Annotated in this window: 15 protein-coding genes; 10 read left to right on the top strand and 5 right to left on the bottom strand. The window is 58.4% G+C overall.

Annotation, left to right across the window (positions count from 1 at the left end):
- Window positions 1–169: 169 nt before the first annotated feature.
- The gene (locus AB4874_RS07365; RefSeq protein WP_368391494.1) at window positions 170–913 is read right to left on the bottom strand and encodes a dienelactone hydrolase family protein; all 744 of its coding nucleotides are present in this window, start codon (window positions 911–913) and stop codon (window positions 170–172) included.
- Between the two features lie 293 nt (window positions 914–1206).
- Between AB4874_RS07365 and AB4874_RS07360 the strand changes: the two genes are divergently transcribed.
- On the top strand, window positions 1207–1734 hold the full coding sequence (locus AB4874_RS07360; RefSeq protein ID WP_438273458.1) for a flavin reductase family protein: 528 nt from the start codon (window positions 1207–1209) through the stop codon (window positions 1732–1734).
- On the opposite strand, the gene AB4874_RS07355 is transcribed toward AB4874_RS07360, so the two are convergent.
- Genes AB4874_RS07355 through AB4874_RS07340 form a run of 4 tightly spaced genes read right to left on the bottom strand, consistent with a single transcriptional unit; the run spans window position 1731 to window position 5574 of the window.
- Window positions 1731–2294, bottom strand: coding sequence for a PqiC family protein (locus AB4874_RS07355; protein ID WP_368391493.1), 564 nt, complete (start codon window positions 2292–2294; stop codon window positions 1731–1733). The genes AB4874_RS07360 and AB4874_RS07355 overlap by 4 nt on opposite strands.
- A gap of 12 nt (window positions 2295–2306) precedes the next feature.
- Entirely contained in the window at window positions 2307–4331 is a 2025-nt protein-coding gene (locus tag AB4874_RS07350) for an MlaD family protein (RefSeq protein WP_295534435.1), read from the bottom strand.
- Entirely contained in the window at window positions 4328–4942 is a 615-nt protein-coding gene (locus AB4874_RS07345; RefSeq protein ID WP_295534432.1) for a paraquat-inducible protein A, read from the bottom strand. Before AB4874_RS07345 ends, AB4874_RS07350 begins: the two co-directional genes overlap by 4 nt.
- A complete protein-coding gene (locus AB4874_RS07340; protein ID WP_368391492.1) occupies window positions 4939–5574 on the bottom strand; it encodes a paraquat-inducible protein A in 636 nt (211 codons plus the stop codon). Before AB4874_RS07340 ends, AB4874_RS07345 begins: the two co-directional genes overlap by 4 nt.
- Window positions 5575–5699: 125 nt before the next feature.
- Between AB4874_RS07340 and AB4874_RS07335 the strand changes: the two genes are divergently transcribed.
- From AB4874_RS07335 to rfbA, 9 genes are all read left to right on the top strand, one after another.
- Window positions 5700–6548, top strand: coding sequence for a flagellar motor protein MotB (locus AB4874_RS07335; RefSeq protein ID WP_368391491.1), 849 nt, complete (start codon window positions 5700–5702; stop codon window positions 6546–6548).
- 96 nt (window positions 6549–6644) lie between these two features.
- A complete protein-coding gene (locus AB4874_RS07330) occupies window positions 6645–7976 on the top strand; it encodes a flagellar hook protein FlgE (RefSeq protein ID WP_295534422.1) in 1332 nt (443 codons plus the stop codon).
- A gap of 30 nt (window positions 7977–8006) precedes the next feature.
- Window positions 8007–9461: a flagellar hook-associated protein FlgK gene (flgK, locus tag AB4874_RS07325; RefSeq protein WP_368391490.1), complete on the top strand. Its 1455-nt coding sequence runs from the start codon at window positions 8007–8009 to the stop codon at window positions 9459–9461.
- A 1-nt stretch (window position 9462) separates the two neighbouring features.
- Window positions 9463–10476: a flagellin gene (locus AB4874_RS07320; RefSeq protein WP_368391489.1), complete on the top strand. Its 1014-nt coding sequence runs from the start codon at window positions 9463–9465 to the stop codon at window positions 10474–10476.
- On the top strand, window positions 10476–11576 hold the full coding sequence (locus AB4874_RS07315; protein ID WP_368391488.1) for a flagellar basal body P-ring protein FlgI: 1101 nt from the start codon (window positions 10476–10478) through the stop codon (window positions 11574–11576). Before AB4874_RS07320 ends, AB4874_RS07315 begins: the two co-directional genes overlap by 1 nt.
- 189 nt (window positions 11577–11765) lie before the next feature.
- The gene (rfbC, locus tag AB4874_RS07310) at window positions 11766–12338 is read left to right on the top strand and encodes a dTDP-4-dehydrorhamnose 3,5-epimerase (RefSeq protein ID WP_368391487.1); all 573 of its coding nucleotides are present in this window, start codon (window positions 11766–11768) and stop codon (window positions 12336–12338) included.
- Window positions 12335–13384 carry a dTDP-glucose 4,6-dehydratase gene (rfbB, locus tag AB4874_RS07305; RefSeq protein ID WP_368391486.1) on the top strand — a complete coding sequence of 350 codons (1050 nt, stop codon included), beginning with the start codon at window positions 12335–12337 and terminating at the stop codon, window positions 13382–13384. Before rfbC ends, rfbB begins: the two co-directional genes overlap by 4 nt.
- Window positions 13381–14226 (top strand): dTDP-4-dehydrorhamnose reductase, encoded by an 846-nt coding sequence (gene rfbD / locus AB4874_RS07300; RefSeq protein WP_368391485.1) that lies wholly within the window; start codon window positions 13381–13383, stop codon window positions 14224–14226. The genes rfbB and rfbD overlap by 4 nt, the downstream gene beginning before the upstream one ends.
- Entirely contained in the window at window positions 14223–15101 is an 879-nt protein-coding gene (rfbA, locus tag AB4874_RS07295; protein ID WP_368391484.1) for a glucose-1-phosphate thymidylyltransferase RfbA, read from the top strand. The genes rfbD and rfbA overlap by 4 nt, the downstream gene beginning before the upstream one ends.
- Window positions 15102–15126: the final 25 nt, after the last annotated feature.

Below are 15126 nucleotides of genomic sequence, written 5' to 3'. Positions count from 1 at the left end.
CGCAAAACATTATGCGCCGCCCTACACTACGAAGATCGTGATTTTGAAGGCGCACGCGCAGTAAGCCGAGAATGGCTGAATTGGCGTTAGAACGCCTTCGAACGATGCCAAAACCCAGCTGCTGACAAGGCGCTATACAGAGCAAGAATGCGTGAGCAGCGCGCCTGTTTTAGCCAAGCGACTCTTCGAAAAAGCTCAGCAGACGTTTCCAGTGTCGCTCAGATCCCTCGGGGTCGTAAACGCCATGATCCGACACTGCCCAGCCATGCGCCATACCGATGTAATTCTCGATAATATGGTCCACTTCGGCTTCGCGCAGGGCTTGTGCCAGCCGGGCGGATTGCTCGGGCGGGAAACTTTTGTCGACCCCGGCAGACCCCACATAGACCCGCGCCCGGATATCGGCGGCGCGGCGATGCGGGCTGTCGGGGGCGTCGCTGGCCAGCCCGCCGCCATGAAAGCTCGCGGCTGCGGCCACCCGCTCGGGATAGGCGGCCGCAGCGTTCAACGCGCGCGCGCCGCCCATGCAATAGCCGACCGTGCCCACCGGGCCCGTCACCCCTTCGGCTGCCAGCGCATCGAGAAATCCCGCGCTGTCGCGGATCGTCATGTCTTGCGTGGTATTGCCCAACATTCCCATAAGCACGTCGCGGGACTCCGCGTTTGAAAAGGCAGTGGCCGTGTCAAAGGGCCCATAGGCGCCGTAGCGATAAAACAGATCCGGCAAAAGCACGGTGTAGCCAGCCGCGGCCAACCGCTCGGCCATCCCATCCAATGCAGGGCGCGGGCCAAACGCATCCATGTAAAGAATGACGCCGGGGCGCGACTGACCACCTGCGTGCCCCTCAGCCGTAAAGATTGCCGCGGGCGCCGTCCCATCCAGCGTCTCGATCTTGATTGCGCGTTTTGTCATGCCTGTCTCCATTTCCGACGTGCCTGTTTCCTGAGAATTAGGCTGGCACGCGCGCCCGTCCAACATCACTTTTTGCAGACCTTAGCGTGAGCTTGTCGCGGCAACGGCCCCAAACCGTGTTCCCGAGCGCCAGCACATGAAACGAGTGGCGAAGCCGTATACAACATTTTGCGCGATCTCGGCGCGGATATTCCCGGAATATGCAGCTAAGGCTTGCTCTTGCCAGCCTGTCCCTTATCTCAGGAATGAGGCAAGGAGTGAGTATGAGTGAAAGCGACGATATCGAGGCGGCCATGACGCGAGCCGAGATTTCTGGGTTGGGACATGCGCCCGACCCAAGGGATATGCGGCGGCTGCGCGATGCGCTGGGGCAATTTGCGACTGGCGTGACGGTCGTCACCGCCTGTGAATGCACCGATGCAGCCACCCCGGTGGGCATGACGGTGAACAGCTTTGCCTCGGTCTCGCTTTCGCCTGCGTTGATCTTGTGGTCAGCCGCGCGCAGTTCGATGCGCCATGCCCATTTCACGCAAGCCCCCGCCTTTGCCGTGCATGTGCTGCGCGACGATCAAGAGGCAATCGCGCGCCGTTTCACCCAGCGTGGCGATGGGTTTGACGGGCTGAGCTATGCGCCCAATGCCGATGGCGTGCCGTTGCTGGCGGGCGCGCTGGCGCGGTTCGAATGCGTCACAGAGGCGCGCCATGACGGTGGCGATCACACCATCATCATTGGCCGCGTTACGCGCTTCACCCAGTCAGACGTTGGCACACCCCTCGTTTTCGCCAAGGGCGAATTCGGCCGCTTCGTCAGCACGTCTTAATTCAGCGCGGCGATCCGTTTCGCTAGCTCTGTCACCGCGGCCCCTTGTGCTGCCACGATGGCGCTGGGTTCGCCCGTTGCGATGGGCACGCTATAGTCAAAGCGGCGCACCACATCCCCCCCGCCATTCAACCCGGCAGGCGAGACGAAATACACACCCGAAACATGCAAGGCCCCATCGGCGCCCGGCAGGATTTGTTCGATGCGCACCTCGATGCGGCGGCGCGGCGGGTCTGAGAGCGGCCAGGGATCAGACAACACGGTCGCCCCCGAGATCGCCGAGATTTGGCGCGCTAGGGCCAACGTGATGGAACGCGCCGGGTCATCTGCCCACAGATTGTCCGGGTTCGAGCGCAGCGCCCCATCAGGCGTCTGATAGGCGATCTCTTGCGCGGTGGCATATTGTGGCAAGGACACTTCGCGCAGTTCAGCGGTGCCAATCCGGTTTGGCAGGCTCTTTTTTACCGCAGGCGGTTCGATGGGATAGCGTGCGACCTTTTCAGGGTTGGAACACGCGGCGAGGGCCAGCAAGCATAGCGGAATGAGGCGCAGCATCGTCATCGGCATCTCCAATCAGCGGCCAAGAATAAAGGCGCGCGGGTTGCGTTCGATCATCCGCGCCACCGCGCCAATATTGGCAATCGAGCGGCGCAGTTCGCGCAGCATATTACTCGTCTCGTTCGAGAAGTTCGAACCCTGTCCATACGTCGCCACCAATGCGCGCGCTTGGCCGACAAGATCCTGCAACTGTTGCGTCAACTCGGGCAAGCGATCTGCCGCCTTCGAGATGGACCCCGCCGCCTGTTGCGTCGCATCCAACGTCTCGTTCAACTTCTCCGCCGCGCCAGCCTTGCGCAGCTGTTCCAGAATCGCCGCCGTCTGTTCGAGCGTGTTGTTGAGCGATTGCGGCAGATCCTGCGTGCCCGGCTTGTTCAACAGCCCGTTGATATCGGCAAGGATCGTATCAAGCTTATTGCCAATATCGCCCAGCGGCATATCCGCGATAGCTGTCGCAGCCTTATCCGCAGAGGCAAGCGTTTTATCGAGGCCGGAAATCTCCTCGAGCACCGAGGACGCCGCCTCGGTCACACGATCCAGCGCCGCCACCGTCTTATCCGCCGCACCCTGTTTGTTCAGATCGGCGGTGAAGGTGCGCAATTGCTCCAGCAGACCCGACAATTCCCCAGGCACTTTGCGCGTGTTCTCATTCTCGGCGACTGCTGAGATCGAATCCATCGTGCGAATGGCCGAGTTCATCAAATCTTCGATCGGCAGACCCTCAATGCGCTTGAACACCCCTTTGGCAGATTTCGTAATATCGTTCTCTGATGTCGGCGCAGTCGGGATGGTTGGATAGGGTTTCGCATCAAGATTCATCGTTTCTTTGGGTTGATCGGCGACATCGGTCAACTCGACCACCATCGTCCCGCCCAACAATCCGGTTGAGGCAATGCGCGCGCGCAGGCCATTTTCAATCTGACCTTCGAGGAATTGCGACACCTGTTCGGCATCAGTGTCACGCGCCAGCCCCAAACGATCGGGCGAAAGCGCAATCGTCACCTGTTGCTGGGCAAACCGCTGGCCCGCCGAGTCCTCATGCACCTTGATCGCAAGGCCAGTCACTTCGCCCGCCTCAACACCGCGGAATTGCACCTTGGAGCCAACCGAGAGCCCCTGCACCGGGTCGTCAAACAACAAGGAATAGCGCGGCGGATCAATCTGATCGGATTGGAAGATCGAGTTCTCAGCCGAGCCTTTACTATCAAACAGACGGAAAGATTGCCCGTTATCGACAATGCCCCCGCCGCTGGTAAAGGTATCAAATTCAACCCCGCCCTGCACCAAGGTCGCAAGCGAGCGCACATCAAGGCTCAGCCCTGACGTGTCAAATTTCACCGAAAACCCTGACGTATTCCAAAACCGCGTCTGCGTTGATAGCAGATCGCTATAAGGCTTTTCGATAAAAGCATCGACGATCACGCCCGAGCCATCTTTATCAAGGCGCAGGTTTTGCAAATGCCCCACCGTGATCCCACGATACAAGATCGGCGCTCCATCAACGATCCCACCCGCATCCTTTGAGCTAAGCTCAATGCTGATGCCCTTGCTTGGATCGGGGGAAATCGGCGGTGCCTCCAGCCCCTTGAACTGATCTTGATAGCCGTTCGGCGTGTTATTCCAGAACCCCTCAATATAGGTGCCTGACAGCACCGTCCCGAGATTCGAGATCCCGCGGGCCGACACTTCGGGGCGCACCAGCCAGAACTTTGTCTGATTGTCGATGAAGGGCGAAACATCCTTATCGACGCGCACCCCAAGACGCACCTGCGTCAAATCAGAGGTAAACCCAACGGATTCTACCTTGCCCACCTCGACTTCGCGGAACTTCAAGGGTGTGCCGATCTCGACCCCGGTGGCATCCTTGAAGTCGATATGTATCAGCGCGCCACGATCAGAATAGCTTTTCCACGCGACCCCAAGTGTAATGGCCAGCGCCAGCAGGGGCACGATCCAAACCACCGAAAGCCGGGTCCAGATCGGACGCGGGGCTTTGGAGATATCAAGCTTGGCCGGGCCGGGTTCGGGCGTGTCGGTCATTTTCTCTCTCTGTCAGGGCCGCGCCAAATCAGACGCGGGTCGAAGCTTTGGGCGGAAAGCATTGTGAATGCAACAGACAGCGCAAAAGACGCGGCCGCCGGACCGGGATGAATTGAGGCGACAAAGCCAAGCTGCACCAGCGCCGAGAGGATCGCCACGACGAACACGTCGATCATCGACCAACGCCCGATGAATTCCACCACTTCAAGCATATGCAAATGGGGTTTCCCGCCCTGCCGGCTTTCATTGCCAACCGAAACCGCGAGATAGGCCACCGCAATGAACTTACCAACCGGGATCATGATCGACGCACCAAAGATGATCATCGCAACGCCGTAATTATGGTGTTTCCATAGCTCGATCGCGCCCCCCACAATCGTATTCTTCTGCGCATTTCCCAGCGTCGTCGTGACCAGCATCGGCAAAAGATTGGCCGGGATGTAGAAAATCATTCCCGCGATCCACCACGCCCACACGGCCTGCAGCCTGTGTCGGTCCACTGCCTGCAAATGCGCCCCACAGCGCGCGCAATGCCCCTCGTCCTTGGGCCAGACACGACCGCAACGGGTGCAGCCCACCAGCCCGGCATCGGTTGCCGTCAATGCGTTCATTTGCGTCCTATCGCGTTCCATATCGTCCAATCGCTGACAAAACTGTTCTTCAGCGCGATCACGATGATCAAAACGCAAAACGCCCAAAAAGCCGGACCCAAAGACACGGTTGCAAGCCCGCCGATCTTTACCAGAGCCACCGCCGTTCCAATAATAAAGATCTCGGCCATCGCCCAGGGCTGGAGCTCCTGGACCAACCTGAAAGTCGTCGCGGCATGGCGATAAGCAGGGCGACCGTTGGCCAGTGGCCACAAGGTATAGATCAAGGCAACAAAACGAAAGATCGGCAAGGCCACGATCATCGTCAGAACAGCAAAGGCCAGCGGGGCAAGAAACCCATCCGAAAACGCCATCGCCACTCCGAAAATCGAACTTTCATGCGACAAGCCGCGCGTCGATATTTCCAGAAACGGGAAAAAGATCGCCCCGATCATCAGGATCATCCCGGTGAACGACAGCGAAACGACGTGGAGGAATGCGTTTTTGCGCGGCCACATCAGCACGGTGCCACAGCGTGTGCATTTCGCCCTTTGGCCATCGGCCAGTTCCTCACTGCGATGCAAGACATCACAGCGCGGACAGGCAATCAGCCCGCTCAGGTCATGGTCATATGGATAAAAGGGTGGCGTCATGTGCTAAATCTAACGATTGCCCACGCCACGACAAGGGCTCGCCAAGATAGCGCGCATTTTATCTGTAAACCGAGCGTTAAACCCGCTCTGCTAAATCTTCCCTCGGGTGAATAAGAGGTGGTGTGATGGGCGCGCGCGATACAGCGGCTCCAGTCATCATCAAACGCAAGAAGGTCGTTAGCGGCGGTGGGCACCACGGTGGGGCGTGGAAAGTGGCCTATGCTGATTTCGTGACCGCCATGATGGCCTTCTTTCTGTTGATGTGGCTTTTGAACGCAACGACTGAAAAACAACGCAAAGGGATTGCGGATTACTTTAATCCAACGATTCCAATCAACCGGATTTCCGGTGGTGGCGACGGTGCCTTTGGCGGCGAGTCGGTCTTTTCCGAGGATCAGATCGCGCAAACCGGCAGTGGTGCGATGCAACAAAAACCGACGGCGGAGCATCAGGCCAAAGGCCAGAACTCTGCCGAAGACAAAGCTGACGCCGATAAGGCAAAGTTCGATCAGGCTGCTAAAAACATCGAAAAGGCCCTAATGGGCGTTGGCGGTGAATCGATGGTCTCTGAACAACTCGCGCGCCACATCGTCACCAAGGTGACCGATGAGGGCCTGATTGTAGAATTCTTCGACCTGCCCGGTGAGCCGCTCTTTATCGGCGATAGCGCCACGCCCGAACCTTTGACACGTGACCTCGCCAAGATGATAACGCGTGTCTTTGGGCTGGTGAAAAACCAGATTGCGATAAACGGGTATACGCGGTCCTATCCGCAAATGCTCAAGCTTGACCCCGTCTGGGAGCTATCATCAGCGCGCGCTCAATCGATGCGCGAACTGCTGGAAGCGGCGGATTTCGACAAAACGCGTATTCAACGCGTCACCGGATACGCTGATCGCAAGCCAAGCGTCAAAAAGCCGATGGATCTGCGTAATAACCGGCTTGAGATCATCTTGCTCCGCAACCGACTCTGAGGAGAAAAGAGAAAAATTTGAGATGTTAGGACGATCTTAAACCAAAGCGCGCCAATCTAGCTGCAATTCGGACACCGCAGCAGAAAGGCGCCCTAAATGTCCATTTCCTCTTCGTTGAACGCTGGCGTAGCCGGGCTGGCAGCCAATGCCACCCGGCTTGCTACAATCTCAGACAACATCGCGAACTCTGGCACTTACGGCTACAAGCGGGCCGTCGCAGAGTTTGAAAGCATGGTGATAAACGAATCGCGTGGCGCGGGATCCTATTCTGCAGGCGGCGTTCGCGCGTCAACCAATCGCCTGATCGAAGAGCATGGCGCCCTCGTGGGCACTTCGAACGCGCTAGATATCGCGGTTTCGGGGCGCGGCATGTTGCCCGTTGCAACCTCGGTCGCGATCGAAGCCTTCTCTGGTGAGCCGCCACTGCTTTTGACGACAACCGGGGCGTTTCGCACCGATGCCGAAGGCACGCTCAAGACGGAATCTGGCCTTGTTCTCCTGGGCTGGCCCGCCAATGCGGATGGCACCATTCCAGTCCTGCCACGCGATACCACCTCAGGTCTGGAACCTGTCGTCGTCAATGCCAACCAGACCGCAGGCGACCCGACCACCAAGATGAATCTGGGTGTGAACCTGCCAGCCGTCGATACCGAGGCTGGCGCTGCGGGCGAAACCTTGCCCCTCTCGGTTGAGTATTTCGGCAACCTCGGCACATCAGAGACGCTTGATATCAGCTTCACACCAAGCATCCCCGCAACCGGCGTTTCAAATGAATGGACGATGGTGATCCGAGATTCGGCAACGGTCGATGATATCGCGACTGCCATCGATGAAAGCATCATCGGCGAATATACCCTGACCTTCGATGACAGCCGCGGGTCGGGCGGCACGCTGGCCACAGTCACACCCGTGTCCGGGGGGGCGTATGACGCCGCCACGGGTAAACTTGCCCTCACAGTCGCGGGCGGCCCGATGGAAATGACCATTGGCAAGATCGGGGACACCAACGGGCTGACCCAACTTTCCGACAGTTTCGCACCGACCGCGATCAACAAAGACGGCTCACCCGTGGGCAATCTGACCGCCGTTGAGATCGACGAGAATGGCTATCTCAAGGCGACCTATGACACAGGCTTCATTCGCACCGTCTATCAAATTCCGCTGGTCGATGTTCCCAATCAGAATGGTTTGACCTCGCTCGACAATCAGACGTTCAAAGTCTCCCCCACCTCTGGCTCGTTTTTCCTGTGGGACGCAGGTGATGGCCCGACCGGCTCGATCGAGGGTTACGCACGCGAGGGCTCGGCAGTCGATGTCGCGCAAGAGCTTACCAACCTCATCCAGACGCAGCGCGCCTATTCTTCGAACGCAAAGGTCATCCAGACCGTGGATGAAATGCTGCAAGAGACGACGAACATCAAACGCTGATCCGGATCGGATTACAAATAGGAGGCCATGATGAGTATTACGCTCGCTCTATCCAACGCTTTGTCCGGGCTCACTGCAGCATCGCGGATGGCAGAGGTCGTGGCCTCCAATACCGCCAATGCAATGACCGAAGGCTATGCCCGGCGCGAGGTGCAATTAACCTCGCAAATGCTCGGCACCCGCGGTGCGGGCGTCGCGGTGACCGGCATCAATCGCGCGGTCAATGAAACGGTGCTGCAAGACCGTCGATTGGCCGATGCCAGCGCCCAGAATGCCAGTATGCGAACAGATTTCTTCTCGCAGATGGAAGGTTGGCTGGGGAACCCCGAAGAGGCAGGCTCGCTCTCCACGCAGATGTCTGATCTTGAGGCAACTCTGGTCGAGGCCGCGAGCCGTCCTGACAGCGAACCGCGTTTGACAGCCGTCCTGGATGCCGCAACAGCGATAACAACCCATCTCAACGAGACCAGCGACAACATCCAGCGCGCTCGCATGACGGCCGATCAGTCGATCGCCTCTCAAGTTGACCGTCTGAATGAAACGCTGGGGCAGATTGACACGCTCAACGCCTCTATCCTCTCCGATCGCGCTTCGGGTCACGATGCCAGCGCCTTGCTGGATCAGCGTCAGGTCTTGGTAGATCAAGTCTCCACGATCGTGCCCGTGCGCCAAGTGGCGCGCGACAATCAACAGATCAGCCTCGTCACGACGGGTGGCGCGGTATTACTTGAAGGCAATCCGGCCAAAATCGGGTTTGAGCCCGTGGGCGTGATTACCCCGGACATGACACAGGGCTCCGGAGCCCTTTCTGGCCTGACGATCAACGGCACGCAGATCGCTACGGGTGAGGATCGGCTGATGGGTGGCGGCTCACTTGGCGCGTTGTTCGTGATCCGAGATGAGCTGGCCCCACAGGCGCAAACCCAACTTGACGCCTATGCACGCAACTTGATCGAACGGTTTTCCGACCCCGCGATCGACCCAACATTGAACGCTGGAGATCCGGGGCTGTTCACCGATGCTGGTGGGGCGCTTGATATCACCGATGAACTTGGGCTGTCAGGCCGCATTTCCATCAACGCGATCGCCGACCCCGATCAAGGCGGAGCGCTTTGGCATTTGCGTGACGGTCTTGGCGCGACCAGCGCGGGCTCGGTCGGAAATTCGCAGACTCTGTCGGCACTTACCGATGCGCTGACAGCGCAAACGACACCCGCATCCGGCAGCTTCGGTGTCTCAAAACACAGCGCGTCCAGCCTTGCGGCCAATCTGATATCAGAGTTTTCAACCAAGCGGCAAAATGCAGAAACAACGGAAAGCTTCGCGTCAGCGCGTCATCAAACGCTCAATGACCTGGTGCTCGCCGATGGGGTGGATACTGATCAAGAACTGCAGACCCTTTTGCAAGTGGAACGCAGTTATGCGGCCAATGCGAAAGTGATGCAGACTGTCGACACCCTCATTCAAACCCTTCTGGAGATGTGACATGAACTACGTTTCCATCGGCGACATGGCTCAAAGCTTTCAGCTGCGCCAACACAACACGCAACTCAAGACCACTCTGTCACAGCTCACGCATGAGGTCGTCAGCGGCGTCAAACAAGATATCGGTGCCGCTGTGGCCGGTGATTTCACGTCGCTGTCCGGCCTCAACCGCAGCTTGTCGATGATGGACAGCTACAAGGTTGTCTCGACCGAAGCGGCCCTTACGACGGATACGATGCAACAGACGCTGGGTGTGATCCAATCCCTGTCAGATGATGTCGGCACCACATTGATGTCTGCCGCAACAAATTTCAGCCCGACGTTGCTTGATGTTTCCGTTACCGACGCGGCGCAGAAATTTAGCACCATCATTTCTGCGCTCAATACCAACGTGGCAGGCCGCTATGTATTTTCGGGCGCGGCGACAGATACCGCGCCTTTGGCCGATCCGGCAGATATCCTGGCAGCTTTGAAAACCGAGATTGCAGGGGCGATATCAGCCGATGATGTGCTCACCATAATTGACGATTGGTTCGCTGCCCCCGCGGGCGGTGGCGGTTTTGTGGACACGGCCTATCGCGGCGACGATAGCCTAGGCCTGACCTTTCGCATTGCGGATGGTGAAACAACGTCGATCGATAGCTCTGCCTCTGATCCGCGCATTCGCGACGCGCTCAAGGGATTTGCGATCGCTTCGCTGATGGCAGATGGGTTGTTCGCTGGGGATCAACAGGCCCGCTCAACCTTGGCGACTGCGTCGGGCGAACGAATTCTTTCGGGCAATTCCCGCCTGACAGCGCTGGCGGCTGACATCGGCGCAAAACAAGGCAAAATCGCCGATACCCAGACCCGCAACCAAGCCGAAAGCACGGCCCTAAAGCTAGCGCGAAACGATTTGATTTCAGCGGATCCCTACGAAAGCGCGACCGCCCTTGAGGCCGTCAACACTCAGCTTGAAACTCTTTATACGTTGACGTCGCGACTGTCGCGGCTGTCTCTGGCGGATTACCTGTAATGCTGAAGCTCCTCTTCGCGCTGTGCCTAGCCCTCTTGCCAACGCTGTCCGCAGCCACACCGATCCGGATCAAGGATCTTGTCGAATTTGACGGAGTGCGCGGCAACGATCTGGTCGGCTATGGCCTGGTTGTAGGCCTCAATGGCACGGGCGATGGGTTGCGCAACGCGCCTTTCACCGAAGAGATCATGTCAAACATGCTTGAACGGCTGGGCGTTAACGTTACCGGCGAACAGTTTCGGCCAAAAAACGTCGCCGCCGTCATGGTCACCGCGACAATGCCCCCCTTTTCGCGCGCAGGCAGCCAAATCGATGTCACAGTCTCAGCCATTGGCGACGCTAAAAGTCTGTTGGGCGGGACCTTGGTGATGACTCCCCTCAAGGCAGCCGATGGCGAAATCTACGTTGTCTCGCAAGGGACGATTATTGCGGGCGGTACGGTGGCTGAAGGTGCCGGCGCAAAGGTGACCCAAGGTGTTCCGACCTCTGGAAATATCCCAGCCGGCGGCCGCGTGGAGCGTGAAATCGATTTTGCGATCAATGATTTGAGCGTCGTACGTTTGGCTCTGCGCACCCCTGACTTTACCACGGCGAGCCGGATTGAAGCCGTCATCAATCTTGAATTCGGGCGGCGCGTGGCCGAGATGCTTGATGGTGGGACAGTCGCACTTGATATCAAATCCACCCGCGCGCGCTCGGTTGCGCACGCTATTGGTCAAATCGAGAATCTTGGCGTCGAGCCAGAACAACGCGCCCGCGTGGTCGTTGATCAACGCTCTGGGACCATTGTTATGGGCCAAGATGTACGTATTTCGCGCGTCGCGGTCAGCCAAGGAAACCTGACACTCAAGGTCGAAGAAAGCCCGATCGTCGTTCAACCAAACCCCTTTTCAGAAGGGGAAACCGTGGTTGTGCCGCGCTCAAAAGCTACGATCACCGAAGAACCCGGCATCCGCATGGCTGAAGTGACCGAAGGTAGCACATTGTCGCAAGTGGTAGCCGGACTGAATGCGCTTGGGGTCAGTCCGCGCGATATGATAGACATTCTCAAAAGCATCAACGCCGCAGGTGCCTTGCACGCCGAATTCGTGGTGAATTGAGCAGGCGAAGTGAAATCAACATTGGCAAAGCGCGCTAGTAACCTCTTTCGCAGCAAGTGCGGCCTCGTCTTGGCGGGGCAAGGCACCCGCAGGCCCCATACCGACCGCTGAAACGCGTTTCGCTACTGGCAATCTTGTTCATTCTAGACCATTTTGCCCCCATCCGATCTGGCGCAACGAGAGGCCCGCGTGCTTATAGAACAAACTCCCCTCGCGGGCGTCCTTGTCTTGACCCCCAAGCGTTTTGGCGACGCTCGCGGGTTTTTCTGCGAAACCTTTAGTGCAAGGTCTTTTGCGCAAAACCAGCTCAATTTCGATTTCGTGCAAGACAATCATTCGCTATCGCAAGCCGTAGGCACAATCCGCGGTCTGCATTTTCAAGCGCCGCCTCACGCGCAGGATAAACTGGTGCGATGTGGGCGCGGGCGGTTGTGGGATGTGGCGGTTGATATCCGCAAGGGCAGCCCGACTTACGGTCAGTGGTTTGGGACTGAACTCAGCTTTGAGAATGGGCGGCAATTGCTGATCCCCGCCGGATTTGCGCATGGGTTTATCACCCGCGAACCAAGCACCGAGATTATTTATAAATGCACCGACTACTACGCGCCCCAAAGCGAAGGGGCGATCCGCTGGAACGATCCTGACGTCGCCATTGACTGGGCGCTCGCTGAGGGCGTGGAACCCGCATTGTCGCAAAAAGATGCCGAGGCAGGCCGGTTCGCTGATCTCGACAGCCCGTTCATTTGGGATGGTGGATCATGAAGCTTTTGGTCACCGGCGGGGCAGGATTTATCGGATCCGCGGTTGTGCGGCTTGCAGTGGCGCGCGGTCATCATGTCATCAATCTTGACGCGCTGACCTATGCGGCCTGCCTTGAGAACGTCGCCAGCGTTTCGGGCAGCGACCGCTACGCCTTTGAGCACGTCGATATCCGCGACCGCGCGTCCCTGGATCGGGTATTTTCCCAGCACCGCCCCGATGCAGTGATGCATTTGGCCGCCGAGAGCCATGTTGATCGTTCCATCGACGGGCCGGGCGATTTCATCGAGACCAATATCACCGGCACGTTCAACATGCTCGAGGCCGCGCGCCGCTACTGGTCCGATCAAGGCAAGCCCGCCACTTTCCGCTTTCATCACATCTCGACGGATGAGGTGTTTGGCTCTTTGCCCAATGATCCGGGTGTCAAATTCACCGAGACAACCCCCTATGATCCGCGCTCGCCCTATTCGGCCTCAAAGGCAAGCTCGGATCATCTGGTGCGCGCTTGGCACGAAACCTATGGCCTGCCCGTCGTGCTCAGCAATTGCTCAAACAATTATGGCCCGTTCCATTTCCCCGAAAAGCTGATCCCGGTGATCATCCTCAACGCCTTGGCGGGGGCCAAACTGCCGATCTATGGCGATGGCTCTAATATCCGCGACTGGCTTTATGTCGAGGATCACGCCGATGCTTTGTTGCTGGTGCTCGAAAAGGGCGTCTCGGGACGCAGCTACAATATCGGCAGCGAAAACGAGTGTTCAAACCTCGACTTGGTCAAAACGCTGTGCGCCATTCTCGATCAGAAAAAACCAAAGCCCAGCGGTTCCTATGCCGATCAGATCACCTTTGTCACCGACCGCCCCGGGCATGATGCGCGCTATGCGATTGATCCCACACGTATTCGCACCGAACTGGGTTGGCGGCCCAGTGTGAGCGTTCAACAGGGGCTTGAGAAGACCGTGCAATGGTATCTCGATCACGAAGATTGGTGGCGCGCACTGCAAACCCGCACGGGCGTGGGCCAGCGGCTTGGGGTCAAGGCATGATCCTTGTGTTTGGCAAAACCGGTCAGGTCGCATGCGAATTGCAGCGCCAAGCCGAGGTTGTCGCATTGGGCCGCGACGCCGCTGATCTCAGCGAACCGGCAGCCTGCGCCCAAGCGATCCGCGACAGCGACGCCACTTGCGTGATCAATGCCGCCGCCTACACCGCTGTTGATCGCGCCGAAGACGAAGAGGCCTTGGCCACCGTGATCAACGCTGCTGCCCCCAGCACGATGGCGCAGGCCTGCGCCGCCAAAGGCATCCCGTTTTTGCATATCTCAACCGATTACGTTTTTGATGGCTCGGGCGATGCGCCCTGGCAGGTCGATGATCGCGTGGCCCCGCTGAACGCCTATGGCCGCTCGAAATTGGCAGGCGAGCAGGGCATTGCCCAAGCGGGCGGACGCTACGCAATTTTGCGCACCAGCTGGGTTGTGTCGTCTCATGGCAATAACTTCGTCAAGACGATGCTGCGCCTGTCGCAGACCCGTGACGCGCTTACCATTGTGGATGACCAAATTGGCGGGCCAACCCCGGCCGCCGATATCGCCGCAACATTGCTGCGCATCGCGGCGCCGATTGGCGCGGGTCAAGGGGGCGGGCTGTATCATTACGGCGGCGCGCCTTGGGTCAGTTGGAAAGACTTTGCGTGTGAGATTTTCGCGCAGGCCCATCGCGACGTGACCGTCACCGGCATTGCCAACCAAGACTACCCGACCCCCGCCGCACGCCCACGCAATTCGCGGCTCGATTGCACGCGGCTACGGCAGGATTTCGGGATCGAAGCCCCCGATTGGCGCGCCGGGTTGGCACGTATTCTCAGCGATCTGGAGGCGGCGCGATGACCCAACGCAAAGGCATAATTCTGGCGGGTGGCACGGGCACGCGGCTATATCCGATCACCATCGGCGTGTCCAAACAACTGCTGCCGATCTATGATAAACCGATGATTTATTACCCGCTGACCACGTTGATGCTGTCGGGCATCCGTGAGATCGCGATCATCACAACCCCCGTCGATCAAGACCAATTTCGCCGCACGCTGGGAGATGGCAGCCAGTGGGGCATCTCGCTGGACTACATCACGCAACCCACCCCGGATGGCCTTGCGCAGGCCTATATTCTCGCAGAGGGTTTTCTGGGTGGCGCGCCTTCGGCAATGGTGCTGGGCGACAATATCTTTTTCGGCCATGGTCTGCCGATCTTGCTGCAAGAGGCCGATCGCGCGGCGGATGGCGGCACGGTTTTTGGCTATCACGTCGCCGACCCAGAGCGCTACGGCGTGGTGGATTTCGACGCGAGCGGTCAAGTGCGCGCGATTGTCGAGAAACCCGCTATGCCGCCATCAAACTACGCGGTCACGGGGCTTTATTTCTTAGATGAAACCGCATCACGGCGCGCCCGTGACGTGACCCCATCCGCGCGCGGCGAACTGGAAATCGCTTCGCTTCTTGAGATGTATCTTGCGGATGGTGCTTTGTCGGTCAAACAAATGGGGCGCGGCTATGCTTGGCTCGATACCGGCACCCATGCCAGCCTGCTGGATGCGGGGAATTTCGTGCGCACGCTTGAGCAGCGCCAGGGTTTGCAAAGCGGCAGCCCCGATGAGATTGCCTTTTCGAATGGCTGGATCAGCGCTGACGACCTCATAAAACGCGCCAATCAATTTGGCAAAAACAGCTATGGTACCTATCTGAAACGCCTGATCTCTGAGACTTAGGCACAGAAATGCCTTTTGGGACGGC

Source organism: Thioclava arctica, from assembly GCF_040892615.1.
Lineage (GTDB): Bacteria > Pseudomonadota > Alphaproteobacteria > Rhodobacterales > Rhodobacteraceae > Thioclava > Thioclava arctica.
The sequence above is the reverse complement of the archived record's forward strand: the minus strand, read 5'-3'. Positions and strand labels throughout refer to the sequence as shown.

Excerpts from the sequence above, each read along its gene's own strand:
- AB4874_RS07345 (WP_295534432.1), bottom strand. The coding sequence starts at position 4,942 with ATGAACGCATTGACGGCAACCGATGCCGGGCTGGTGGGCTGCACCCGT.
- AB4874_RS07320 (WP_368391489.1), top strand. The coding sequence starts at position 9,463 with ATGAACTACGTTTCCATCGGCGACATGGCTCAAAGCTTTCAGCTGCGC.
- AB4874_RS07340 (WP_368391492.1), bottom strand. The coding sequence starts at position 5,574 with ATGACGCCACCCTTTTATCCATATGACCATGACCTGAGCGGGCTGATT.
- AB4874_RS07335 (WP_368391491.1), top strand. The coding sequence starts at position 5,700 with ATGGGCGCGCGCGATACAGCGGCTCCAGTCATCATCAAACGCAAGAAG.
- AB4874_RS07330 (WP_295534422.1), top strand. The coding sequence starts at position 6,645 with ATGTCCATTTCCTCTTCGTTGAACGCTGGCGTAGCCGGGCTGGCAGCC.
- flgK (WP_368391490.1), top strand. The coding sequence starts at position 8,007 with ATGAGTATTACGCTCGCTCTATCCAACGCTTTGTCCGGGCTCACTGCA.
- rfbA (WP_368391484.1), top strand. The coding sequence starts at position 14,223 with ATGACCCAACGCAAAGGCATAATTCTGGCGGGTGGCACGGGCACGCGG.
- AB4874_RS07315 (WP_368391488.1), top strand. The coding sequence starts at position 10,476 with ATGCTGAAGCTCCTCTTCGCGCTGTGCCTAGCCCTCTTGCCAACGCTG.
- AB4874_RS07355 (WP_368391493.1), bottom strand. The coding sequence starts at position 2,294 with ATGACGATGCTGCGCCTCATTCCGCTATGCTTGCTGGCCCTCGCCGCG.
- AB4874_RS07350 (WP_295534435.1), bottom strand. The coding sequence starts at position 4,331 with ATGACCGACACGCCCGAACCCGGCCCGGCCAAGCTTGATATCTCCAAA.
- AB4874_RS07365 (WP_368391494.1), bottom strand. The coding sequence starts at position 913 with ATGACAAAACGCGCAATCAAGATCGAGACGCTGGATGGGACGGCGCCC.
- AB4874_RS07360 (WP_438273458.1), top strand. The coding sequence starts at position 1,207 with ATGACGCGAGCCGAGATTTCTGGGTTGGGACATGCGCCCGACCCAAGG.
- rfbD (WP_368391485.1), top strand. The coding sequence starts at position 13,381 with ATGATCCTTGTGTTTGGCAAAACCGGTCAGGTCGCATGCGAATTGCAG.
- rfbB (WP_368391486.1), top strand. The coding sequence starts at position 12,335 with ATGAAGCTTTTGGTCACCGGCGGGGCAGGATTTATCGGATCCGCGGTT.